The organism is Pseudomonas sp. IT-P260 (assembly GCF_949768395.1).
In the GTDB taxonomy this organism is placed as follows: domain Bacteria; phylum Pseudomonadota; class Gammaproteobacteria; order Pseudomonadales; family Pseudomonadaceae; genus Aquipseudomonas; species Aquipseudomonas parakoreensis.
Window position 1 is genome coordinate 351,766 of the sequence record NZ_CATKPO010000039.1, and the last position, 22,697, is coordinate 374,462.

Annotated in this window: 27 protein-coding genes and 1 tRNA gene; 23 read left to right on the forward strand and 5 right to left on the reverse strand. The window is 58.3% G+C overall.

Annotation, left to right across the window (positions count from 1 at the left end):
* Window positions 1-16: 16 nt before the first annotated feature.
* A complete protein-coding gene (locus ACM6HV_RS17975) occupies window positions 17-934 on the reverse strand; it encodes a putative 2-dehydropantoate 2-reductase (protein WP_414904913.1) in 918 nt (305 codons plus the stop codon).
* A gap of 141 nt (window positions 935-1,075) precedes the next feature.
* On the opposite strand from ACM6HV_RS17975, the gene ACM6HV_RS17980 reads away from it, so the two are divergent.
* On the forward strand, window positions 1,076-1,561 hold the full coding sequence (locus ACM6HV_RS17980) for a YajQ family cyclic di-GMP-binding protein (RefSeq protein ID WP_003227548.1): 486 nt from the start codon (window positions 1,076-1,078) through the stop codon (window positions 1,559-1,561).
* A gap of 184 nt (window positions 1,562-1,745) precedes the next feature.
* Entirely contained in the window at window positions 1,746-2,588 is an 843-nt protein-coding gene (locus ACM6HV_RS17985) for a mechanosensitive ion channel family protein (RefSeq protein ID WP_041068538.1), read from the forward strand.
* A gap of 118 nt (window positions 2,589-2,706) precedes the next feature.
* Here the strand turns inward: ACM6HV_RS17985 and ACM6HV_RS17990 are convergent, their stop codons facing one another.
* Window positions 2,707-4,056 carry an OprD family porin gene (locus tag ACM6HV_RS17990; RefSeq protein ID WP_041068541.1) on the reverse strand — a complete coding sequence of 450 codons (1,350 nt, stop codon included), beginning with the start codon at window positions 4,054-4,056 and terminating at the stop codon, window positions 2,707-2,709.
* A gap of 893 nt (window positions 4,057-4,949) precedes the next feature.
* Between ACM6HV_RS17990 and ACM6HV_RS17995 the strand changes: the two genes are divergently transcribed.
* A complete protein-coding gene (locus tag ACM6HV_RS17995; RefSeq protein ID WP_145594535.1) occupies window positions 4,950-5,375 on the forward strand; it encodes an HIT family protein in 426 nt (141 codons plus the stop codon).
* Window positions 5,376-5,378: 3 nt separating this feature from the next.
* On the forward strand, window positions 5,379-5,585 hold the full coding sequence (locus ACM6HV_RS18000) for a SlyX family protein (RefSeq protein WP_095668472.1): 207 nt from the start codon (window positions 5,379-5,381) through the stop codon (window positions 5,583-5,585).
* Between the two features lie 74 nt (window positions 5,586-5,659).
* Here the strand turns inward: ACM6HV_RS18000 and ACM6HV_RS18005 are convergent, their stop codons facing one another.
* Window positions 5,660-6,262, reverse strand: a complete 603-nt coding sequence (locus ACM6HV_RS18005) for a cold shock domain-containing protein membrane protein (protein ID WP_414904914.1) — start codon at window positions 6,260-6,262, stop codon at window positions 5,660-5,662.
* A 310-nt stretch (window positions 6,263-6,572) separates the two neighbouring features.
* Here ACM6HV_RS18005 and ACM6HV_RS18010 point away from each other — a divergent pair, with 310 nt between their 5' ends.
* The 19 genes from ACM6HV_RS18010 (at window position 6,573) to nadA (ending at window position 21,636) form a co-directional block, all read left to right on the forward strand.
* Entirely contained in the window at window positions 6,573-7,043 is a 471-nt protein-coding gene (locus ACM6HV_RS18010; RefSeq protein ID WP_003227537.1) for a Dps family protein, read from the forward strand.
* Between the two features lie 183 nt (window positions 7,044-7,226).
* Window positions 7,227-7,577 (forward strand): ribbon-helix-helix domain-containing protein, encoded by a 351-nt coding sequence (locus ACM6HV_RS18015; RefSeq protein ID WP_145594823.1) that lies wholly within the window; start codon window positions 7,227-7,229, stop codon window positions 7,575-7,577.
* A gap of 118 nt (window positions 7,578-7,695) precedes the next feature.
* Window positions 7,696-7,917: an FmdB family zinc ribbon protein gene (locus ACM6HV_RS18020; protein ID WP_003227532.1), complete on the forward strand. Its 222-nt coding sequence runs from the start codon at window positions 7,696-7,698 to the stop codon at window positions 7,915-7,917.
* 100 nt (window positions 7,918-8,017) lie between these two features.
* Window positions 8,018-9,793, forward strand: a complete 1,776-nt coding sequence (gene aspS / locus ACM6HV_RS18025; RefSeq protein ID WP_095668473.1) for an aspartate--tRNA ligase — start codon at window positions 8,018-8,020, stop codon at window positions 9,791-9,793.
* 127 nt (window positions 9,794-9,920) lie between these two features.
* Complete coding sequence (locus ACM6HV_RS18030; protein WP_007951208.1) at window positions 9,921-10,667, forward strand: YebC/PmpR family DNA-binding transcriptional regulator; 747 nt, start codon at window positions 9,921-9,923, stop codon at window positions 10,665-10,667.
* A gap of 157 nt (window positions 10,668-10,824) precedes the next feature.
* Window positions 10,825-11,352, forward strand: a complete 528-nt coding sequence (gene ruvC, locus ACM6HV_RS18035) for a crossover junction endodeoxyribonuclease RuvC (protein WP_007962095.1) — start codon at window positions 10,825-10,827, stop codon at window positions 11,350-11,352.
* Between the two features lie 114 nt (window positions 11,353-11,466).
* Entirely contained in the window at window positions 11,467-12,075 is a 609-nt protein-coding gene (gene ruvA / locus ACM6HV_RS18040; protein ID WP_003227522.1) for a Holliday junction branch migration protein RuvA, read from the forward strand.
* The gene (gene ruvB / locus ACM6HV_RS18045) at window positions 12,076-13,137 is read left to right on the forward strand and encodes a Holliday junction branch migration DNA helicase RuvB (protein ID WP_041068559.1); all 1,062 of its coding nucleotides are present in this window, start codon (window positions 12,076-12,078) and stop codon (window positions 13,135-13,137) included.
* A gap of 127 nt (window positions 13,138-13,264) precedes the next feature.
* The gene (gene ybgC / locus ACM6HV_RS18050; protein ID WP_027612533.1) at window positions 13,265-13,732 is read left to right on the forward strand and encodes a tol-pal system-associated acyl-CoA thioesterase; all 468 of its coding nucleotides are present in this window, start codon (window positions 13,265-13,267) and stop codon (window positions 13,730-13,732) included.
* Window positions 13,722-14,417 carry a protein TolQ gene (gene tolQ, locus ACM6HV_RS18055; RefSeq protein ID WP_007912733.1) on the forward strand — a complete coding sequence of 232 codons (696 nt, stop codon included), beginning with the start codon at window positions 13,722-13,724 and terminating at the stop codon, window positions 14,415-14,417. The genes ybgC and tolQ overlap by 11 nt, the downstream gene beginning before the upstream one ends.
* Before the next feature lie 23 nt (window positions 14,418-14,440).
* Complete coding sequence (gene tolR / locus ACM6HV_RS18060) at window positions 14,441-14,893, forward strand: protein TolR (protein ID WP_161794900.1); 453 nt, start codon at window positions 14,441-14,443, stop codon at window positions 14,891-14,893.
* A complete protein-coding gene (gene tolA, locus ACM6HV_RS18065; RefSeq protein WP_414904915.1) occupies window positions 14,893-15,969 on the forward strand; it encodes a cell envelope integrity protein TolA in 1,077 nt (358 codons plus the stop codon). Before tolR ends, tolA begins: the two co-directional genes overlap by 1 nt.
* 17 nt (window positions 15,970-15,986) lie before the next feature.
* A complete protein-coding gene (gene tolB, locus ACM6HV_RS18070; RefSeq protein WP_164747834.1) occupies window positions 15,987-17,267 on the forward strand; it encodes a Tol-Pal system beta propeller repeat protein TolB in 1,281 nt (426 codons plus the stop codon).
* Window positions 17,268-17,319: 52 nt separating this feature from the next.
* Window positions 17,320-17,817 (forward strand): peptidoglycan-associated lipoprotein Pal, encoded by a 498-nt coding sequence (pal, locus tag ACM6HV_RS18075; RefSeq protein ID WP_003178634.1) that lies wholly within the window; start codon window positions 17,320-17,322, stop codon window positions 17,815-17,817.
* Window positions 17,818-17,823: 6 nt separating this feature from the next.
* The gene (ybgF, locus tag ACM6HV_RS18080; RefSeq protein WP_414904916.1) at window positions 17,824-18,660 is read left to right on the forward strand and encodes a tol-pal system protein YbgF; all 837 of its coding nucleotides are present in this window, start codon (window positions 17,824-17,826) and stop codon (window positions 18,658-18,660) included.
* A 166-nt stretch (window positions 18,661-18,826) separates the two neighbouring features.
* Window positions 18,827-19,474: a 7-carboxy-7-deazaguanine synthase QueE gene (queE, locus tag ACM6HV_RS18085; protein ID WP_041068581.1), complete on the forward strand. Its 648-nt coding sequence runs from the start codon at window positions 18,827-18,829 to the stop codon at window positions 19,472-19,474.
* A 1-nt stretch (window position 19,475) separates the two neighbouring features.
* Window positions 19,476-20,168, forward strand: coding sequence for a 7-cyano-7-deazaguanine synthase QueC (queC, locus tag ACM6HV_RS18090; RefSeq protein WP_047296030.1), 693 nt, complete (start codon window positions 19,476-19,478; stop codon window positions 20,166-20,168).
* A gap of 62 nt (window positions 20,169-20,230) precedes the next feature.
* A tRNA-Lys gene (locus ACM6HV_RS18095) sits at window positions 20,231-20,306 on the forward strand.
* A gap of 271 nt (window positions 20,307-20,577) precedes the next feature.
* On the forward strand, window positions 20,578-21,636 hold the full coding sequence (nadA, locus tag ACM6HV_RS18100) for a quinolinate synthase NadA (RefSeq protein WP_003227499.1): 1,059 nt from the start codon (window positions 20,578-20,580) through the stop codon (window positions 21,634-21,636).
* A 136-nt stretch (window positions 21,637-21,772) separates the two neighbouring features.
* Here nadA and ACM6HV_RS18105 read toward each other — a convergent pair whose 3' ends face one another.
* Together ACM6HV_RS18105 and ACM6HV_RS18110 are read right to left on the reverse strand one after the other, a co-directional pair.
* The gene (locus ACM6HV_RS18105; protein ID WP_414904917.1) at window positions 21,773-22,261 is read right to left on the reverse strand and encodes an RDD family protein; all 489 of its coding nucleotides are present in this window, start codon (window positions 22,259-22,261) and stop codon (window positions 21,773-21,775) included.
* A 97-nt stretch (window positions 22,262-22,358) separates the two neighbouring features.
* Entirely contained in the window at window positions 22,359-22,571 is a 213-nt protein-coding gene (locus tag ACM6HV_RS18110; protein WP_007951194.1) for a cold-shock protein, read from the reverse strand.
* Window positions 22,572-22,697 lie beyond the last annotated feature (126 nt).

The following is a 22,697-nucleotide window of genomic DNA, read 5'->3' on the forward strand; positions in this document are numbered from 1 at the left end:
CCAGCGTAGCCGCTGCTCAGTCGCTGGGCAATCCAAGGCTGCGCAGATGCTCGACCAGACGCTGCTGCAATTGCTTGAGGTGCGGCAGGTTGAGTTTATGACGGGTGGCGACTTTGCAGGCGTGGCCCAGCAGGTAGCTGATTTCGGTGCGGCGCTGGTTCGCCACGTCCTGATACATCGACGAGTAGTTGGCCGCCGTGGCGTGGATCACTCGTTCGACTTCCTGTTGCAGATTGAGCGCCGCAGCCGGTTGACCGCAACGCTCCAGCAACTCGGCCAGTTCCGCGCACAGCGTGGCGACTTCGCATTGATGCTGCTCCAGTCCGCCGTTACGGCAATTGTGGAGCACGGTCAAAGGATTGATCGCGCAATTGAGCGCCAGTTTGCGCCACAGCCGGGTGAGGATGTCGGTGCTCCATTCGTGGGGGATGTTCGCCGCTTGCAAGTCGTCCAGCCAGATCGGCGCCACCGGATGACCGGCATCGCCCAGCCAGGTGAAACCGTGCCCGGCAAACACCACGCGCCAGTCGCCGTCGCGGAACGCGCCTTCGGTGCTGGAGGCGCTGATGCAGCGTGCCTGCGGAACCACCGCTGCGACCGCGTCCTGACTGCCGAGGCCGTTCTGCAGCAGGATCAGCTCGGCATCTGCGCTCAGGCGCGGGGCGAGGCGGGCGACCGCGCTTTCGACGTCATAGGCTTTGCAGGCGACCAGCAGGCGGCGGATCGGCTCCGGGTCATCCGCCGTTTGCGCGGGGACGGCGTAGGTGGTGGCTGCGCCGTGCTCGACCAGGGTCAGCCCGCCGGCCGCCTGATAGCTGCGCAAACGCTCGGCATCACGCACGATCAGCCGCACCGGCAGACCCGCGCGGGCCAGACGCGTGGCCCAGAGGGTGCCGAGGCTGCCGGCGCCGAGAACGTGCCAGGGGGTGGACATCAGTTTTTCACTCGGTAAGGTACTGGCATGCAAGGCTCGCCGTGTCGGTGGGAAAAGACCCGTTATAATGAGCCGGATTTTAACCGCAAGCCAAGCGCGCTCCCTCCTGATTGAGCGCGCCTTTTTTATTGGAGAGATTACATGCCGTCGTTCGACGTGGTATCCGAACTGGACAAACACGAGCTGACCAACGCGGTCGAGAACGCCGTGAAGGAGCTTGATCGTCGTTATGACCTGAAAGGCAAAGGCAGCTTCGAGTTCAAGGAAAAGGACCTGACCGTCAACCTCACCGCTGAAGCCGGGTTCCAGCTGGAAGCGATGATCGAGATCCTGAAGCTGGCCCTGACCAAGCGCAAGATCGATGTGCAGTGTCTTGAAGTCAAAGACGCTTATGCCTCGGGCAAACTGATGAAGCAGGACGCGATCCTCAAGGAAGGCATCGACAAGGAGCTGGCGAAGAAAATCGTCGCTCACATCAAGGACGCCAAGCTCAAGGTGCAGGCCGCCATTCAGGGCGAACAGGTGCGTGTGACCGGCAAGAAGCGCGATGACCTGCAGGAAGCCATCGCGGCCCTGCGTGCCAAGGAATTCGGCATGCCGCTGCAGTTCAACAACTTCCGCGACTAAGTCCGGTCAGAAGAATTGTGGGAGCGAGCCTGCTCGCGAAGGCGGTGTGTCATTCAACAATGAGGTTGACTGACACGCCGCCTTCGCGAGCAGGCTCGCTCCCACATTCGATTTATGTTCACCCCGGCGGGTTTCTGCCGCTTATCTTTCGCGTGCCGAATGGCCGGAAATCAGGAGATGGAAGATGGATTTGAATGCTGAGGTAGACAACCTGGTCAAGGCGTCCCAGGCGTGGATTCCGATGATCATGGAATACGGCAGCCGTGTGCTGCTGGCGGTGATTACCCTGGCGATCGGCTGGTGGCTGATCAACAAGGTCACGCAAAAGCTTGGCGGTCTGCTGGCCCTGCGCAATGCCGACCTGGCGCTGCAAGGCTTTATCAGCAGCCTGGCGAACATCATCCTCAAGGTGTTGCTGATCGTCAGCGTCGCCTCGATGATCGGCGTGGAAACCACCTCGTTCGTGGCCGCGATCGGTGCTGCTGGCCTGGCCATCGGTCTGGCGTTGCAGGGCAGCCTGGCGAACTTCGCTGGCGGCGTGCTGATTCTGCTGTTCCGTCCGTTCCGTATCGGCGACTGGATCGAAGCGCAAGGCGTGGCGGGTACGGTCGACAGCATCCAGATTTTCCACACCGTGCTGCGGACCGGTGACAACAAGACCATCATCGTCCCGAACGGCAATCTGTCGAATGGCATCATCACCAACACCAACCGTCAGCCAACCCGTAAAGTGGTGTTCGACGTGGGTGTGGATTACGAAGCGGATCTGCAGAAAGCCCGTCAGGTGCTGCTGGATCTGGCCAAGGATGAGCGCGTTCTGCAGGACCCTGCGCCACAAGCGGTCATTTCGACGTTGGGTGACAGTTCGATCACTGTTTCCCTGCGTGTGTGGGTTAAAACCGCAGACTACTGGGACGTGATGTTCATGTTTAACGAACAGTCACGTGATCGTTTGAAGACGGCCGGTATTGATATTCCGTTTCCACAGCGGGTGATTCGTGTGGTTCAGGAAACAGCAACGCAATGATAGGTTGCTAATTAAATGCCTGACTTGCTGGTCAGGCATTTATGACAAGTGACAGGCAATAAAAAAGGCCCATCCGAAAATGGGCCTTTTTTTATGCTTCCAAACTAACCACTGACAATTACAGGATGTTCAGTGGGTATTCGGTGATCAGGCGGAACTCTTTAACGTCGCCTTCGCCTTCGTCAGCGTTAGCAACGTGCCAGGCTTGACGAATGCGGAAGGACAGGTCTTTCGCTGGGCCAGACTGAACAACGTACTTGGCTTCGAAGTTGGTTTCGTGGTGTTTACCGTCTTCACCGTACAGGCCGGCGTAAGCGCTACCCGCTGGAGTGTGGGTACCGTCGATATCCCAACCTTTAACGTAACGAACCATGAAGCTCAGGCCAGGAACGCCGTACTCGGCCATTTTCAGGTCGTAACGGGCTTGCAGGGATTTCTCGCCTGCACCGTTGAAGTCGGAGTACTGGATGGAGTTGGCGAGGAAGATCGAGTCGCCACCACGGTTGTTCTTGCCTACGCCGATGTAGTCGAACGGAGTGTCGCCGTTGACCTTCTGGAAGGCCAGAGTGAAGGTGTGTGCCTTCAGGAACGACAGGGCGGTTGCCAGCGAGAAGGCGGTGTTGCTGATGTCGCCCGCTTTGGCGCTGCCGGTGTCGGTGGTGCGGTAGATGTTGAAGTCAGTGTTCAGCGAAGTGTCGCCACCGAATGGGGTGGTGAGGTTCACGTTGGCGTAGTACTGGTTCCAGATGTCTTCCAGCTTGGCGCCGTACAGCGAGGCAGTCAGGTTGTCAGTGATGCCGTATTTGCCACCGAAGTAGTCGATGTTTTTGGCTTCAACACCCGCGTAAGTGGCGTAAAGGCCGCCTTCACGAGCGTTTTTGTCCTGGCTGGTGGCCGAGTAGAAGTGACCGGCTTCGAGGTCAAGGTCTTTGACTTCGCTGCTCTGCAACTGGAAGCCAGTGGCCGTTTGCGGAAGGATACGGGAGCCGCCAACAGCGAATACCGGAGCGGTGCTTGGCTGCATGTCGCCAAATTTCAGCTCGGTTTTGGAAATGCGGAATTTAACGGCTGCGCCGGCTTTGCCTTGGCTGTCGTTAACGTCGTGTGCATAACCGTTGGCTTTGACGGTGTCGCTACGGCTCATGTTACCGGTGCCGGAAGTACCATCACCGCCATCCAGTTTTACCGCCAGGTAACCGAATGCATCGATACCGACGCCTACGGTGCCTTGGGTGTAACCGGAAGTGAAGTTACCGAGAAAGCCCTGAGTCCAGTCTTTCTGGTCGTGGCCGCCGTTCTTGTTGTCGCGGTTGAAGTAGTAGTTCTTCAACGTTTCGGTGAGTTTTGCATCTTCAACGAAACCTTTGGCTTCTGCCTGGTCACTAACAAACGGGGCGGCCGTAGCCAACTGAGTGCTGGCTGCTGCTGCAACTGCCAGTGCGATTGTGCTCCACTTCATCACGCGCATCGTGATTTGCTCCTTTGGTTTTAGAAGAGTACTGCCGTCCCACCTGTTTTATTATCTGGGCGGCTCTTTCTTTTTGTGTCGGCGCAAACTTATATCACGCCGACAATGTTGGCGATACTTGCTCATACAACCTTTCATGATCTTTACGACGACGTCGCAAACAGCTGGGTTGATGTCGCAAATTCACGTTACCCATGCAGCCGGGCTGACAACTTTATCGCTGTTTCTGGGCCTTTTTGCATCGGTAAAAAAGAGTCCCTGGCAAAACACTTGAATCTCCATTGGGGCAACCCTGCCACCGTATTTGTTTGGTCTCAAGCTGCCACTTCCCGTGGTGCGCTATAGACCATGTGTGTCTCAATGCAACAAGCGTGCACAAAGTGCAGGGTTGCCACGTTTATTTTTCTGCACACCCGCCTTTCGCTGTAAAAACCGCATAAAAACGGGGGTTCAAGCCCTTTTGTATCAGGGGCTTGACGCATACCTTTGCATCGTGTTGTCAGGTTCGCGTGGGGCCATGACAACCAAAAACGTTACCGGTTCACCCCGTCAGTGAGTATTTGGCGGATGCCCGACGCACTGAGCGTAGACGCACTGTGCGGTTTTGGTGCAAAAAATTTACAGGCTGTACCGGATTCATACAGCTTGTGACGAGCCTGCTGTCAATGAACCTGCCCATTTCGGGTGTTTGCCCGTGTCCAGGCACTGTCCTGGCGCTGTAATGGTGCGCGGTCCCTGCAAATGTCCTTTGCCTGGGCTGTGATGGTCTGGGCGGGCACGGCGCTCGTGAAGCCTGATGGATTCGCAGGTATGCTGCCTGCCTGTCGCTTGGTGTGTTGCCTGTCTTTACGGCCGCTAAGCTGAATTATGTCGATCAGCCGGGAGTGCACGCAGTGTTTGCTTTAGATTCACGACTTCAACAGGACACCCTGACCATCGGTGACTTCCCGCTCTGCCGGCTGCTGCTGTCCAACGATGCCAATTACCCGTGGTTCATCCTGGTGCCACGTCGCGACGATATCAGCGAGTTGTTTCAGTTGGATGTCGCCGATCAGCAGCAGTTGTGGCAGGAGACCACGGCGCTGGCCGAGCTGCTGAAGGATCTGTTCGACGCCGACAAGCTGAACGTCGCGACGCTGGGCAACGTTGTCAGTCAGTTGCACATGCATGTGATCGTGCGCAAGCGTGATGACGCGGCCTGGCCAGCGCCGGTCTGGGGTAAACACCCAGCCAGACCCTACAGTGCCGAGGAGGTGGCGGGCATTCGTGAACGGCTGCGTCTGGTGCTGACCGAACACTTCACGTTTCTGGAGGGTTGAACCATGAGCCTTGAAGAACGCGTTACCGATCTGGAAAGCCGCCTGGTTTTTCAGGATGACACCATTCAGACATTGAACGATGAGCTGGTGGCGCAGCAGCGCGTGATCGAACGCCTGCAACTGCAGATGGCGGCTCTGATCAAGCGTCAGGAAGAGATGGTCGGGCAATTTGATTCTTTCGAGGAAGAAGCGCCACCGCCGCATTACTGATGCCAACACGATTGTGCAGGCATAAAAAAAAACCGCGAGCAGCCTGGCTGCTCGCGGTTTTTTGTTGCCTCGAATCAGCGACGCGGCAGGGCGGCGATCACGTCCTCGGCTTGCAGGCCTTTGTCCCGGTTCATCACCGAGAACTCCACGCGTTGGCCTTCGACCAGGACGCGGTGGCCTTCGCCACGGATTGCACGAAAGTGCACGAAAATATCATCGCCGGAATCCCGGGAGATGAAGCCGAAGCCTTTGGAAGTGTTGAACCACTTGACGGTACCGGTATCGCGGTTGCTCATGTCATAGGTAGTCGGTGCGGCGGCCGGTGAAGACTTGTAGAAGCTGATGGCCAGATGCAGGACCACGGCAACCAGGGCGATTGCCAGACTGAACAACACGGCCGGTTGACCGGCGATGACAGGCATCGGTGCGATCAGGGTCAGGGTTTGCAGGACGACAGTCAGCACGAGAAGAGCGCTGACCAGATTTTGCAGATGCTGGCGCGGGCCTTTGTTCCAGTAAGGAATCACTGGAGCGATGACCAGGTTCAGCAGGCCGAAAAAGGCCAGGTAAAGTGCATCGGGTTGTTGCAGGTAAGGAACGGCTTCGGTTTTCAAGCTGGGTATGAACGACAGCAGCAAGGCCGCTGCGCCCATTAGCAGGTGGACGATTTTCAACATTTTGATTGGCTCACGTTATGACGGCTCACAAGGAAGAGCTGAAGGCGCACGGTTCGCTTCGGAAACAATAAAGAGGCGTTGGACACGTGCCCGGCATCAGCCTATGCGCGAGGCCCCGAAAAATGGGGCATAGCGACACACTGCCTATTTAACAGCAAAGCCTGCAGCGACTCAAATCACCCCGGCCAGCGGCACCTGCCCGGTCGATTTGTCGCACGGCGAGCGAAAATTGCCGGCTGCGAGGTCGTGGCTGCCTTGCTAGAGTGGGTCTGCACCTGTTGGATGAATTCAATCGCCTTAGGGGGTAAGCATGGCAATCGATATCGGTATCAGTGAAGAAGACCGCAAGTCCATCGTCGAGGGGCTGTCGCGGTTGTTGTCGGACACCTATGTGCTGTATCTGAAAACCCATAACTTCCACTGGAACGTCACAGGTCCCATGTTCAGGACCCTGCATCTGATGTTCGAAGAACAATACAACGAGCTGGCGCTGGCGGTGGACCTGATCGCCGAGCGTATCCGCGCCCTGGGTTTTCCGGCGCCGGGTGCCTACGCGACTTACGCGCGACTCTCCTCCATTAAAGAGGAGGTCGGCGTGCCAAGCGCCGAGGACATGATCAAGCAGTTGGTCGAGGGCCAGGAGGCTGTGACTCGTACCGCTCGCGGGATCTTCCCGCTGTTGGACAAGGTCAGTGACGAGCCGACAGCCGACCTGCTGACTCAGCGCATGCAGGTGCATGAGAAGACTGCGTGGATGCTGCGCGCGTTGCTCGAGACCTGACAAGCCTTTGCGCGGATGTCCGGGGGGATGTCCGCGTACTGTTTCAAATCTTACTGAACATGTCGGCTTATCCTACGCTGCTGGGCAACTAGTCGTCTGGCGCTGACTTTGCGTCTGCGTTTTTATGAAGGCACAGGATGTTGTCTTTATATAAAGCACCGATGGCAAAGGAGTGTCAGCGATATGGTAGGTGGAGACAGGCGATGCGAGCATGTCGGTTCGCAACGGGAAATGAAGGTCGATCCGTTTGTCAGCGATTTCGATTTTGAGCTGATCCGGCCGCTGGCAAGGTCGGTGCGTTTGAACGGGTTTGCCACTTGCTTGAGGCTCGAGCAGGTTTACTGGAACATTCTTGGTGACATGGCCGGGCACAACGGCTGTTCGGTCAGCACGCTGCTGTCACATGTGGACCGTGAAGTGCACCTGCGCCACGGCGGGGTGAAAAACTTCAGCGGTCTGGTGCGGGTGGTGTGTGTGATGAATGGTCTGCGGGATACCCCGGCGGCCGTCATGCCCGGAACGACCAATACTTGAAATGACGTGGCGGGCTGTGCAGTCTTACGGCTGCACAGCCCGCATTTAATGGATATAATCCCGCTCTTTCGCCGCAAAGCCCTGCGCGCGGTGGCAATCTGATCGCCGAGACACCCCCATGCCGATGTACGATTACCAATGTGCTTCCTGTGGTCATCAGTTGGAAGCCATTCAAAAGATCAGCGAGGCACCGCTGGTCGACTGCCCTGCCTGTCAGGCGCCAGAGCTGAAAAAACAGCTGTCCATGCCGGGTTTTCGCCTCAGCGGCAGCGGTTGGTACGAAACCGATTTCAAGACCGGAGCCAAGAAGAATCTGGCCGGTGGCGACAAATCTGACTAGGGTTCAGGCCCAGGTCGAACGACACGCGTGAGATTCCGCAGTGCTTGAGTGCGACGGGATCTCCACCGAATTTCGAATTACGAGAAGCGAAACCACTACCATGATGCGCAGCCATTATTGCGGCCAACTGAACGAAAGCCTGGAAGGCCAGGAAATTACCCTTTGCGGATGGGTTCACCGTCGTCGCGACCACGGCGGGGTGATTTTCCTCGATATCCGTGATCGTGATGGTCTGGCGCAGGTGGTGTTCGATCCGGATCGCGCCGAAAGCTTCGCCGCCGCCGATCGCGTGCGCAGCGAGTACGTGGTGAAGATCACCGGCAAGGTGCGTCTGCGTCCGGCCGGGGCAACCAACGCCAACATGGCGTCGGGCATGATCGAAGTGCTGGGCTACGAGCTGGAAGTGCTGAACGAAGCGGAAACCCCGCCGTTCCCGCTCAACGAATACTCCGATGTCGGCGAAGAAACCCGCCTGCGCTACCGCTTCCTGGACCTGCGTCGTCCGGAAATGGCCGAGAAGCTGCGTCTGCGTTCGCGCATGACCACCAGTATCCGTCGCTTCCTCGACGAGAACGGCTTCCTTGACGTGGAAACGCCGATCCTGACCCGCGCGACCCCGGAAGGTGCTCGCGACTACCTGGTGCCGAGCCGTACGCACGCCGGTTCGTTCTTCGCCTTGCCGCAATCGCCTCAGCTGTTCAAGCAACTGCTGATGGTTGCCGGTTTCGACCGCTACTACCAGATCGCCAAGTGCTTCCGTGACGAAGACCTGCGTGCCGACCGTCAGCCTGAGTTCACTCAGATCGACATCGAGACCAGCTTCCTTGACGAAAAAGACATCATGGGCCTGACCGAAGGCATGATCCGCAACCTGTTCAAGGAAGTGCTGGATCTGGAGTTCGGCGAATTCCCGCACATGACCTTCGAAGAAGCCATGCGTCGTTACGGCTCCGACAAGCCAGACCTGCGTAACCCGCTGGAACTGGTCGACGTTGCCGATCAACTCAAAGAAGTCGAATTCAAGGTGTTCAGCGGCCCGGCCAACGATCCGAAATGCCGTATCGCTGCACTGCGCGTTCCAGGCGGAGCGAGCATGCCGCGCAAGCAGATCGACGACTACACCAAGTTCGTCGGCATCTACGGTGCCAAGGGCCTGGCGTACATCAAGGTCAACGAGCGCGCTGCCGGTGTTGACGGTCTGCAATCGCCGATCGTGAAAAACATCCCTGAAGCCAACCTCAACGTGATCCTTGATCGCGTTGGTGCAGTTGACGGCGACATCGTGTTCTTCGGCGCCGACAAGGCCAAGATCGTCAGCGAAGCCCTCGGCGCGCTGCGTATCAAGCTGGGCCACGACCTCGACCTGCTGACCTGCAAGTGGGCGCCAATGTGGGTCGTCGACTTCCCGATGTTCGAAGAAAACGACGACGGCAGCTTCTCCGCGTTGCACCACCCGTTCACCGCACCGAAGTGCTCGCCTGAAGAGCTGGAAGCCAACCCGGCCGGCGCTCTGTCCCGTGCCTACGACATGGTACTGAACGGCACCGAGCTGGGCGGCGGTTCGATCCGTATCCACCGCAAGGAAATGCAGCAAGCGGTGTTCCGCCTGCTGGGCATCAACGAAGCGGAACAGGAAGAGAAGTTCGGCTTCCTGCTCGACGCGTTGAAGTACGGTGCGCCGCCGCACGGTGGTCTGGCCTTCGGTCTGGACCGTCTGGTGATGCTGATGACCGGCGCCCAGTCGATCCGTGAAGTGATCGCCTTCCCGAAAACCCAGAGTGCTGCGGACGTCATGACGCAAGCGCCGGGTGTGGTGGATGCCAAGGCGCTGCGCGAGCTGCACATTCGTTTGCGCGAAACGCCAAAGGCTGAGTAAGACGGGCCTGAAGGCGCATCTTCGGATGCGCCTTTTTTCTTTCTATAGAGAGCAGGTCGAGATTTTTTGTTGGCTGGCCGCTGCGTGAGCAGGGCGGGCAACGTTTCAAGAGAATTCGGAGCGAGTTATGGCAGGTCATTCCAAGTGGGCGAACATCAAGCACCGCAAAGAACGTCAGGATGCCAAGAGAGGCAAGATCTTCACCAAGTGGATCCGTGAACTGACCGTTGCGGCCCGTCAGGGCGGCGGCGATCCGGGTTCCAACCCGCGCTTGCGCCTGGCCCTGGACAAGGCCCTTGGTGCGAACATGAGCCGCGACATCATCGACCGCGCCGTGGCGCGTGGCGCCGGTGCGACCGAAGCGGACAACGTTGAAGAGCTGACCTATGAAGGTTACGGCCCGGGCGGCGTGGCGGTGATGGTCGAATGCATGACCGACAACCGCAACCGTACCGCTGCAGCCGTCCGCCATGCATTCAGCAAATGCGGCGGCAACCTCGGCACCGACGGTTCGGTCGCGTACCTGTTCGAGCGCAAAGGGCAGATCAGCTTCGCCCCGGGCGTCGATGAAGACGCCCTGACCGAAGCGGCGCTGGAAGCCGATGCCGACGACGTGGTCAGCCATGAAGACGGCTCGATCGACGTGTTCACCTCGTTCACCAGCTTCTATGCCGTGCGCAACGCGCTGGAAACGGCGGGGTTCAAGGGCGACGACGCGGAAATCGTCATGCAGCCGACCACCAGCGCCGAACTGGATCTGGAAGGCGCGGAGAAGGTGCTCAAGCTGATCGACATGCTTGAGGATCTGGATGACGTGCAGAACGTCTATTCCAACGCCGACATTCCGGAAGACGTGGCCGCTCAGCTCGGTTAACGCAAAATAGAAAGGTCGCAGTTTTTGATGGCTCTACAATTCACCTGTAGGAGCTGCCGAAGGCTGCGATCTTTCTGCTTTTAAAAGATCAAAAGATCGCAGCCTTCGGCAGCTCCTACATGTACCCTCAGCTTTCGCATCAATTTCTGCAGGCGTTATGACATTAATTCTGGGTATCGACCCCGGCTCGCGCATCACCGGTTACGGGATTGTTCGCGATACCGGACGCGGCGGCTGCATCTATGTGGCCTCGGGCTGCATCCGTACCGGCGCCGGCGAGCTGCATGAGCGGCTGCAAATCGTTTATCGCGGCGTGCGTGAAATCATTCAGACCTATGGCCCGGTGACCATGGGCATCGAAAAAGTGTTCATGGCGAAAAACGCCGATTCCGCCCTCAAGCTCGGGCAGGCTCGCGGCGCCGCCATTGTGGCTGGCGCTGAAGAGTGCCTGGAGATTGCCGAGTACACCGCCACCCAGGTCAAGCAAGCCGTGGTCGGCACCGGCGCGGCCAATAAAGAACAGGTGCAGATGATGGTCATGCACATGCTCAAGCTGACCAGCAAGCCGCAGATCGATGCCTCGGATGCCCTGGCCATTGCCATTTGTCACGCGCATACCCGTTCCAGCCTGCTGCCGCATGGTTTGGGAACCGCACGCAGTCGTGGCGGGCGCCTGCGTCTCTGATAGCATCAGCAATCATTTTTGCGGAATGCGGATTTCGCGCCTGGGTCGTCGGCCCGATTCCCGCCTTCCATCTGTCGCCAGCCCACGGCTGGCCAACGCTCAAGGATCTGAAACGTGATTGGACGCTTGCGCGGCACCCTGGCTGAGAAACAGCCGCCGCACCTGATTCTGGATGTAAACGGCCTCGGGTATGAGCTGGAAGTGCCCATGACCACCCTTTATCGTCTGCCGTCGGTCGGTGAACCGCTGACGCTGCACACCCATTTGGTCGTACGCGAAGACGCGCAGTTACTCTATGGTTTCGCCGGCAAGCGTGAGCGAGACTTTTTTCGTGAGCTGATCCGTCTCAATGGTGTCGGGCCGAAACTGGCCCTGGCGCTGATGTCGAGTCTGGAAGTCGATGAGCTGATCCGCTGCGTGCAATCGCAGGACACCTCGGCGCTGACCAAGGTGCCCGGTGTTGGCAAGAAAACCGCTGAGCGCCTGTTGGTCGAACTCAAGGATCGTTTCAAGGCCTGGGAAACCTCACCAGCCATGTTCGCTCTGGTGCCGAACCAGCCGGACGGCCCGGCGCCGGTCAACACTGCCGAGAACGATGCCGTCAGTGCGCTGATTTCCCTGGGTTACAAGCCGCAGGAAGCGAGCAAGGCGATTACCGCCATCAAGGACAAGAATTTGAGCAGTGAAGACCTGATCCGCCGCGCCCTGAAGGGAATGATTTAAGTGATTGAAGCTGATCGTCTGATCGCCGCCGCGCACAGTCCGCGCGAGCGCGAAGAAGTCCAGGATCGGGCCATTCGCCCGGTCAGTCTGGCCGACTATATTGGCCAGCCGACCGTGCGCGAGCAGATGGAACTGTTCATCCAGGCGGCGCGTGGCCGTAGCGAGTCCCTCGACCACACGCTGATCTTCGGCCCGCCGGGTCTGGGCAAAACCACGCTGGCCAACATCATCGCCGAGGAAATGGGCGTGTCGATCAAGAGCACGTCCGGTCCGGTACTTGAACGTCCGGGCGATCTGGCGGCTCTGCTGACCAATCTTGAACCGCACGACGTGTTGTTCATCGACGAAATCCATCGCCTGTCACCCATCGTTGAAGAAGTGCTGTACCCGGCGATGGAGGACTTCCAGCTCGACATCATGATCGGTGAAGGGCCGGCGGCACGCTCGATCAAGCTGGATCTGCCACCGTTCACTCTCGTGGGCGCCACAACCCGTGCCGGCATGCTGACCAATCCGTTGCGTGACCGCTTCGGTATCGTCCAGCGTCTTGAGTTCTACAGCACGGCGGATCTGGCGACGATTGTCAGTCGTTCGGCGTCTATTCTCGGACTGCCGCTGGATCCGGAGGGCTCTTTTGAAATTGCTCGTCGTGCCCGCGGTACGCCGCGGATCGCCAACCGTCTGCTGCGGCGGGTACGCGATTTCGCCGAAGTGCGGGCCAAGGGCCATATCACCAAGTCGGTAGCCGATCTGGCGTTGAACCTGCTGGACGTCGACGAACACGGCTTCGATCACCAGGACCGGCGCTTGCTGCTGACCATGATCGAGAAGTTCGATGGCGGCCCGGTGGGCATCGACAGCCTCGCGGCGGCTATCAGCGAAGAGCGCCACACCATCGAAGATGTGCTGGAGCCGTACCTGATTCAACAGGGCTACATCATGCGTACGCCACGGGGCAGGGTGGTGACACGGCATGCGTACCTGCATTTCGGTTTAAACATTCCGTCACGAATGGGTGAAATGCCCGTGGCAGACGAGTTTCTCGATGCCGTGGACGATTGATACACATTTTTTGGCGATTTATTCAGCGTTTGTACTGTCACAGGACGGTACTTTTGCGGTAAAGCCTTAAACACTGAAAAAACAGTTGCCTGGCCGGATTGGCAACCCGAGGAGTAAGCACTAGAGTATGCGCGCGCAAAACGGGCTTGAGCCGTTCGCACATCGTTGTCGCGTTTATTACGAGGACACCGATGCGGGCGGCATCGTGTATTACGTTAATTACCTCAAGTTTATGGAACGGGCTCGAACCGAGCGGCTCCGGACGCTGGGCTTTGCCCAGTCGGAACTGGCCGGAGAGGACCTGTTGTTTGTCGTGCATTCCAGCGAAGCGCGCTACCACGCGCCGGCGCGACTGGACGACGAACTGCTGGTAAGCGCTGATGTAATCGAATTGAACCGTGCCAGCCTGCGCTTCAAACAGCAGGTCAGGCGGGCCACGGATAATGTGCTGCTCTGTGAAGGGCAGTTTCTGGTGGCCTGCGTGCGCACCGACAGTTTGAAACCCCGGGCCATGCCCGAATCCTTGCGTGCGGCCTTTGCCGACGCGGGCGGCACGGGTACACACTCAAAGCAGGAGATAAAGCGTGGAAGCTAACGTCGTCGACCATTCCTCCATGTGGAGCCTGGTCAGCAATGCCAGCATCGTGGTGCAGTTGGTAATGTTGACCCTGGTGGCCGCATCGGTGACCTCATGGATCATGATCTTTCAGCGCAGCAATCTGCTGCGCGCCGGTCGACGCGCCCTGGAGAGCTTTGAAGAGCGCTTCTGGTCGGGTATCGACCTGTCCAAGCTGTACCGTCAGGCCGGCAGCAACCCGGATCCGGATTCCGGCGTGGAGCAGATCTTCCGTGCCGGCTTCAAGGAATTCTCCCGTCTGCGTCAGCAGCCTGGCGTCGATCCTGAGGCCGTGATGGAAGGTGTGGCGCGGGCCATGCGCGTCGCGATCTCCCGTGAGGAAGAGAAGCTGGAGCAGAGCCTGCCGTTTCTCGCCACCGTGGGTTCGGTCAGCCCGTACATCGGTCTGTTCGGTACCGTGTGGGGCATCATGAACTCCTTCCGTGGTCTGGCCAGCGCCCAGCAGGCGACCCTGGCCACCGTGGCCCCGGGTATCGCCGAAGCCCTGATCGCCACCGCGATCGGCCTGTTCGCCGCGATCCCGGCCGTTATCGCTTACAACCGTTTCTCTGCCCGCAGCGAAACCTTGCTGAGCCGCTACTACACCTTCGCCGATGAGTTCCAGGCGATCCTGCACCGCAAAGTGCACACCAGCGAAGAATAAGCAGGTATTTCCCGATGGCTTTAATCGCTCGAGCCCGAAACAAGCGCAAGCCGGTCGCCGAGATGAACGTGGTGCCATACATCGACGTGATGCTGGTGCTGCTGGTTATCTTCATGGTGACCGCGCCGATGCTCAATCAGGGCGTGAAAGTGGATCTGCCCAAGGTTTCCAGCGAAGCCTTGCCGCAGGACAACAACACTCAGGTGCTGACCATTTCGATCAAGGCTGACAAGACCTACTACTGGAACCTTGGCAGCGAAGTCGATACTGAAAAGCAGCAGGACAGGGCAATGACGTTGCCACAGATGACTGACGCAGTGACCAAGATCATTCGCGCCGGCACCGAAGGCGGCAAGCGTACCCAGGTCTTTATCCGTGGCGACAAGTCGGTCGACTACGGCGCCGTCATGGGTGCCATGGGCGGGTTGCAGAAAGCCGGGGTCGGTAATGTTGGTTTGATTACCGAGGCCCCCTGATGCAGCAACAGCGAGAGCCGTCCGCCTCGGAAAGCTACTTCTGGCCCAGTGTTCTGGCGATTGTCCTGCACGTGCTGGTGTTCGGCATGCTGTTCGTCAGTTTCGCCTTCACACCCGAGTTGCCGCCGGCCAAGCCGATTGTCCAGGCGACCCTGTACCAGCTGAAATCGAAAAGTCAGGCAACCACCCAGACCAATCAGAAGATTGCGGGTGAGGCGAAGAAATCCGCCGCGCGCCAGACCGAAGTCGAGCAGATGGAGCAGAAAAAGGTCGAGCAGGAAGCGGTGAAGGCTGCGGAACAAAAGAAAGAAGAAGCGGCTCAAAAGGCCGAGGAAGCCAAGAAGGCCGACGAGGCGAAGAAAGCGGACGAGGCGAAAAGGGCTGATGAAGCCAAGAAAGCCGACGATGCGAAAAAAGCCGAGGCCAAGAAGGCAGAAGAGAAACAATTGGCTGATATAGCCAAGAAGAAAGCCGAAGAAGAAGCCAAGAAGGCGGCTGAAGAAGAGGCCAAGAAAGCGGCCGCTGAAGAAGCCAAGAAGAAGATCGTCGAAGACGCGAAGAAGAAAGCCGCCGAAGACGCCAAGAAAAAAGCTGAAGCTGAAGAGGCGAAGAAGAAAGTCGCCGACGAAGCGAAGAAGAAAGCTGCTGCCGATGCTGCGAAGAAGAAATCGCAGGAAGCGGCACGTAAATCCGCCGAAGAGAAAAAGGCTCAGGCCCTGGCAGATTTGCTTTCCGATACGCCACAGCGTCAGCAGGCCTTGGCCGATGAGCAGGGTGACGAAGTCGCGGGCAGTTTCGATGACCTGATTCGTGCGCGGGCAGCGGAAGGCTGGGCTCGTCCTCCTTCGGCACGCAAAGGCATGACGGTCGTGCTGCAAATCGGCATGTTGCCGGACGGTACGGTGACTTCGGTCAGCGTGGCCAAATCCAGTGGCGACGGTCCGTTCGATGCTTCGGCGGTCGCGGCGGTCAAAAATATTGGACGTTTGACGGAAATGCAGGGAATGAAGCCGAGCGATTTCGCTCCGTATCGTTCATTCAAGATGACATTCACACCTGAGGATCTAGCCTTGTGAGAAACCTTCTTCGAGGAATGCTGGTCGTGATCTGCTGCATGGCAGGGATCGCGATGGCTGATGAAAAGAACATTCTGGTCACCAGCGGCAGCGATCGGGCCACCCCGATTGCCGTCGTACCGTTCGGCATGCAGGGCGGTGCCGTGTTGCCGGACGACATGGCTGAAATCATTGGTAACGATTTGCGGAACTCGGGCTATTACTCGCCGATTCCAAAGCAGAACATGATCAGCCAGCCAAGCCAGCCGAGCGAAATCATCTTCCGTGACTGGAAGGCGGTGGGTGCTCAATACATGATGGTCGGCAGCATTGCGCCAGCGGGCGGTCGTCTGCAGGTGCAGTGGGCACTGTTCAACGTGGCTACCGAGCAGAAAGTGGCTGACGGCAGTGTTTCCGGTACCACCGAGCAACTGCGTGACATGGCGCACTTCATTTCGGACCAGTCGTTCGAAAAACTCACCGGTATCAAAGGTGCGTTTTCGACCCGCCTGCTGTATGTGACAGCCGAGCGTTTCTCCGAGAAGAACACTCGCTACACCCTGCAGCGTTCGGACTACGACGGTGCCCGTGCCGTGACTCTGCTGCAATCGCGCGAGCCGATCCTGTCGCCGCGTTTCGCACCGGATGGCAAGCGCATCGCCTACGTGTCGTTCGAGCAGAAGCGTCCTCGGATTTTCATGCAGAACATCGACACCGGTCGCCGTGAGCAGATCACCAACTTCGAAGGCCTGAACGGCGCACCAGCCTGGTCGCCGGATGGCAATCGCCTGGCATTCGTACTGTCGAAAGACGGCAACCCGGACATCTATGTGATGAACCTGGGTTCGCGTCAGATCACTCGTGTGACTGCAGGCCCTGGCATCAACACCGAACCGTACTGGGGCAAGGATGGTTCGACCATCTACTTCACCTCGGACCGTGGCGGCAAGCCGCAGATCTACAAAACCAGCGCCAGCGGCGGTGGTGCCGAGCGTGTGACCTTCATTGGCAACTACAACGCCAACCCGAAGCTTTCGGCTGATGAAAAGACCCTGGTGATGATCCATCGCCAGGACGGTTTCACCAATTTCAAGGTGGCGGCCCAGGATTTGCAGCGAGGCAGTGTAAAGATCCTCACTGATAGCACTCTGGACGAGTCACCCACTGTTGCGCCCAACGGCACCATGGTAATCTACGCCACCCGCCAGCAGGGCCGGGGAGTCTTGATGCTCGTGTCCATTAATGGACGCGTGAGGCTCCCGCTTCCTACCGCACAAGGCGAAGTCAGAGAACCGTCCTGGTCCCCTTACCTGAACTGACGCGGCGCTTTACGTTTTACTTAACACACTGGGGTTCATTAGGAGTTTCACGATGGAAATGCTGAAGTTTGGTAAATTTGCTGCGCTGGCTCTGGCCATGGCTGTAGCTGTAGGTTGCTCGTCCAAAGGCGGCGACAACGCCGGTGAAGGCGCTGTTGATCCAAACGCTGGTTACGGCGCTAACACTGGTGCCGTTGACGGTTCCCTGAGCGAAGAAGCTGCTCTGCGCGCAATCACCACCTTCTACTTCGAATACGACAGCTCGGACCTGAAGCCAGAAGCCATGCGCGCTCTGGACGTTCACGCCAAAGACCTGAAAGCAAACGGCGCTCGCGTTGTTCTGGAAGGCAACACCGACGAACGTGGTACTCGTGAGTACAACATGGCACTGGGCGAGCGTCGTGCGAAAGCCGTTCAGCGCTACCTGGTACTGCAAGGTGTTTCCCCAGCTCAGCTGGAACTGGTTTCCTACGGCGAAGAGCGTCCAGTTGCTACCGGCAACGACGAGCAGTCCTGGGCTCAAAACCGTCGCGTCGAACTGCGTAAGTAATTCGATATGCGAACGTGCCGTCGTGCTGTAACTGTTCTGGCTCTCAGCCTCGCGCCGCTTGCGGCGTGGGCTGCGGTTCCTGTGGTCGATGACAACTCCGGTTATAACAATAGCGGGAGCAGTTATCCGCCTGCGGGTTACGGTACGAACGGCGCCTATGCCGGGGGAGCGGCTTCGGCCCCTGCCTCGGCACAGGGCATGCTGTTCAACCAACTGCAACAGATGCAGGATCAGATATCGCGCCAGCAAGGTGTGATCGAAGAACTGCAGAATCAGGTTGCGCGCATGAAACAGGAATCCCTGGAGCGATACCAGGATCTTGATCGGCGCATAGGATCCGGTGTTGCACCTGCCGCGACTTCTGAGAATTCTTCTACCGGCGGCGATGCAAGTGCTGCTGCCGGTGCTGCCGCTGGCGCCGGGGCTGCTGCCGCCCAGGCACCTGCTGCCAGTAGCGAACCGGGTGATCCGGCCAAGGAAAAGCTGTATTACGATGCGGCTTTCGACCTGATCAAAGCCAAGGATTTCGACAAGGCCAGCCAGGCTTTCTCGGCATTCCTGCGCAAATACCCGAACAGCCAATACGCGGGCAATGCCCAGTACTGGTTGGGCGAAGTGAACCTGGCCAAGGGCGATCTGCAAGGTGCGGGTCAGGCTTTTGCCAAGGTTTCACAGCTCTATCCCAAGCACGCCAAAGTGCCGGATTCGCTGTACAAGCTGGCTGATGTAGAGCGCCGCCTCGGTCATACCGACAAGGTCAAAGGCATTCTGCAACAGGTGGTTTCCCAATACCCGGGGACCTCCGCTGCTCAGTTGGCCCAACGCGATCTGCAACGCATGTAAGTGTGTTTGACCCGTTTGGAAGAAACCCGCGCTTGTCGCGGGTTTTTTCGTTAGAATTCACGCCCTTTTTCTGAAACACGCTTCTGGTGATCTACGCGTTGGCGGGGTTGCCTGAAGTGCCTGACGGAGGCGGACAGCCTGTTTAGCTGTTACGCCCGTGGCGACTATGCAAGACACATTGAGAATCACCGAAGTTTTCTACTCGTTGCAGGGGGAAACGCGGACTGCCGGGCTGCCCACGGTTTTTGTGCGCCTGACCGGTTGCCCATTGCGTTGCCAATACTGCGACAGCGCCTATGCGTTCAGCGGCGGCACGATCCGCACCCTCGACGATATCCTTGAACAAGTGGCCGGGTTTCGCCCGCGCTATGTCTGTGTGACCGGCGGTGAGCCTTTGGCACAGCCCAATGCCATCCCTTTGCTCAAGCAGCTGTGCGATGCCGGTTATGAAGTGTCACTGGAAACCAGCGGTGCGCTCGATATCTCGGCGGTCGATCCGCGTGTCAGTCGCGTAGTCGACCTGAAGACGCCGGACTCCAAAGAGGCGCACCGCAACCGCTACGAAAATATCGAACTGCTGACGCCCAACGATCAGGTGAAGTTTGTCATCTGCTCGCGGGACGACTATGACTGGGCGGTCTCGAAGCTGATCCAGTACGGTCTTGATCGACGTGCGGGTGAAGTGCTGTTTTCCCCAAGTCATCATGACCTCAATGCCAGGGATCTGGCGGACTGGGTGGTGGCAGACAACCTGCCGGTGCGGTTGCAGTTGCAGCTGCATAAATATCTATGGAATGACGAGCCGGGGCGCTGATATGACTGAACAACTGAACACTCACGAAAAACGTGCGGTAATCCTGCTATCGGGTGGCCTCGATTCGGCCACTGTGGTCGCGATGGCCCGGGCTGAAGGTTACGCCTGCTACACCATGAGTTTCGATTACGGCCAGCGCTCTCATGCGGAGCTGCATGCCGCCGCGCGCGTCGCTCGCGATCTGGGTGTGGTCGAGCACAAAGTGATTGGCCTGAACCTCAACGGCATGGGCGGCTCGGCGCTGACCGATACCAGCATCGATATCCCGGAAGAGCTGGGCGAGGGCATCCCGGTGACCTACGTGCCGGCACGCAATACCGTGTTCCTGTCGTTGGCACTGGGCTGGGCCGAAGTACTCGGCGCGCGTGACATCTTTATCGGCGTCAACGCCGTGGACTATTCCGGATACCCGGATTGTCGTCCGGAGTTCATCGAGTCGTTCGAGCGCATGGCCAACCTGGCGACCAAGGCGGGTGTGGAAGGCAACGGTTTCCGCATCCAGGCACCGCTGCAGAACCTGAGCAAGGCGCAGATCGTCCAGGCGGGCGTGAAGCTGGGTGTCGATTATGGCCTGACCGTTTCCTGCTATCAGGCGGACGATGACGGCCGTGCGTGCGGCAAATGCGACAGCTGCCGCCTGCGTGCAGAGGGCTTTGCGGCGGCCGGTGTAAGCGATCCAACACCTTATTTTTGATTTTTTTCAAAAAGGTGTTGAATAGTCCTTAAAAATCAGTATTATACGCGCCACCACACAGCGGGTCGTTAGCTCAGTTGGTAGAGCAGTTGGCTTTTAACCAATTGGTCGTAGGTTCGAATCCCACACGACCCACCATATTTGGCGGTTTAGAAAATCCGGAAGGCCCACGAAAGTGAGGATTTCCGGGTTTTTTTTTGCCTGCGAATCAGGCACCGCTCCTTCCATCATTGTCTGTGCTGACACAGGTCAGAATCATCTTTTGTATCAACGGGATATTCTGTAGCCTTGCGCAGCTTCAATGCTGTCCGTGCCTGATAATACTCACTCTCCCGGCGGTACCCTCAAGTGGTCCGGAGCCGGGTGTATACTCGACTTTCGCGCGAAAGCGCCTGCAGGTCTTGCGAACATGACGCAGATTTCCGAACGCCTTCTGGTTCAAGCCCACCTCGATGCCAAACAGCCCAAACCGCTGACTGCCGAGGAAGAGGCCTACTACCGTTCTGCCATCGCCGCCGAGCTCAAGGCTCAGGACGCGGTGCTGGTGGCACACTTCTATTGCGATCCGGTGATTCAGGCCCTGGCCGAAGAAACCGGCGGCTGTGTGTCCGACTCCCTCGAAATGGCGCGCTTCGGCAACGCTCACCCGGCCAAGACCGTGGTGGTCGCCGGTGTGAAGTTCATGGGCGAGACCGCGAAGATCCTCAACCCGGAAAAACGTGTGCTGATGCCGACGCTTGACGCGACCTGCTCGCTGGACCTGGGTTGCCCGGTGGACGAGTTCTCGGCGTTCTGCGATCAGCACCCGGAGCGCACGGTGGTGGTGTACGCCAACACTTCGGCCGCAGTCAAAGCCCGCGCTGACTGGGTGGTGACGTCGAGCTGTGCGCTGGAAATCGTCGAAAGCCTGATGGACAACGGCGAGACCATCATCTGGGGCCCGGACAAGCATCTGGGCACTTACATTCAGCGCAAGACCGGCGCCGACATGCTGCTGTGGGACGGTGCGTGCATCGTCCACGAAGAGTTCAAGTCCAAGCAGCTGGAAGACATGAAGGCGTTGTACCCGGACGCCGCGATTCTGGTGCACCCGGAGTCGCCGACCTCGGTGATCGAGCTGGCGGATGCCGTCGGTTCCACCAGTCAGTTGATCGCTGCCGCGCAAAGCCTGCCGAACAAGACCCTGATCGTCGCCACTGACCGCGGCATTTTCTACAAGATGCAGCAGTTGTGCCCGGACAAGGTCTTCATCGAGGCGCCAACCGCCGGTAACGGCGCCGCGTGCCGCAGTTGCGCACATTGCCCGTGGATGGCCATGAACACCCTTGAGCGCACGCTCAAGAGCCTGAAGGAAGGGACGAACGAGATCTTTGTCGATCCGGCGCTGATTCCACAGGCGATCCGCCCATTGAAGCGCATGCTGGATTTCACCCAGGCGGCGCGGATGAAGCTGGCGGGTAACGCCTGAGGTCCTTCAGAAACACCCCAAAACCTGTGGGAGCGAGCTTGCTCGCGAAGGCGGTGAATCAGCAAACATAAATGTCGGCTGATGCTACGCTTTCGCGAGCAGGCTCGCTCCCACAGTGGTATTCGGTGTCAGGAAATTATTTGGTCTTCTTCGGAATCCGCACCACACGGGTATCGGAATAGATGTCGTGCCAGGTGCGCTTCTGCTTGTCGTACAGCGACCAGAAGAATCCAAGCCCTGCGCACAGCCACGACGCGATCGACACCATGAAGCGCAGCAGGGCCTGCCACAGGCTGATCGCGCTGCCATCGGCGTTCTGCACTCGAATCCCCCATACCTGCATGCCCAGTGTCTGCCCGCCGTGAGTCCAGAATTTGGCGAAGAACGCAAACAGCACCAGCAACAGCACCGTGGAATACAGCGGATCACCATCCATCTTGCCGGCATCGGTCAGTGCACGCAGGCGTTCTTCACCGATGATCGCTGCCTGGATCAACTTGTAGATGAAGCCGGTGACGATCAGCAGGGCAGTGCACAGCAGGAAGTCATAGAACATTGCTGCCAGGCGCCGGCCAAGGCCAACAGCAGGAAAGTCGCCCTGGGGAGTGAGCAGGTTTTTCGACATGGCAGCCTCTGGGCGCAAAATGAAGGGCCATTTTACGGATTCGCGCGCACAAAAAAGCCCCTGATATCAATATCAGGGGCTTTTTTATGACAGAAAATCAGGCTTCGGCGATGACTTCGTCAGCCTGCATGCCTTTCTGACCTTGCACAGCAACGAAGGTCACTTTCTGGCCTTCTTTCAGGCTCTTGAAGCCGTTGCCCTGAATGGCGCGGAAATGCACGAACAGATCCGGACCGCTTTCTGGAGTGATAAAACCAAAACCTTTCTCGTCGTTAAACCACTTGACGGTACCGCTCTGACGTGTCGACATTTCTTATTTCCTTTGACGCATAAATTGATGACAGTCTCTTTCTCATGAAAGAGTACTGGGGCTGGTTGCAGGAGAGTAAGAAGACGTCGAGCGGGATGTAGCTAACTTTGTAGGCTACTGCCCAGG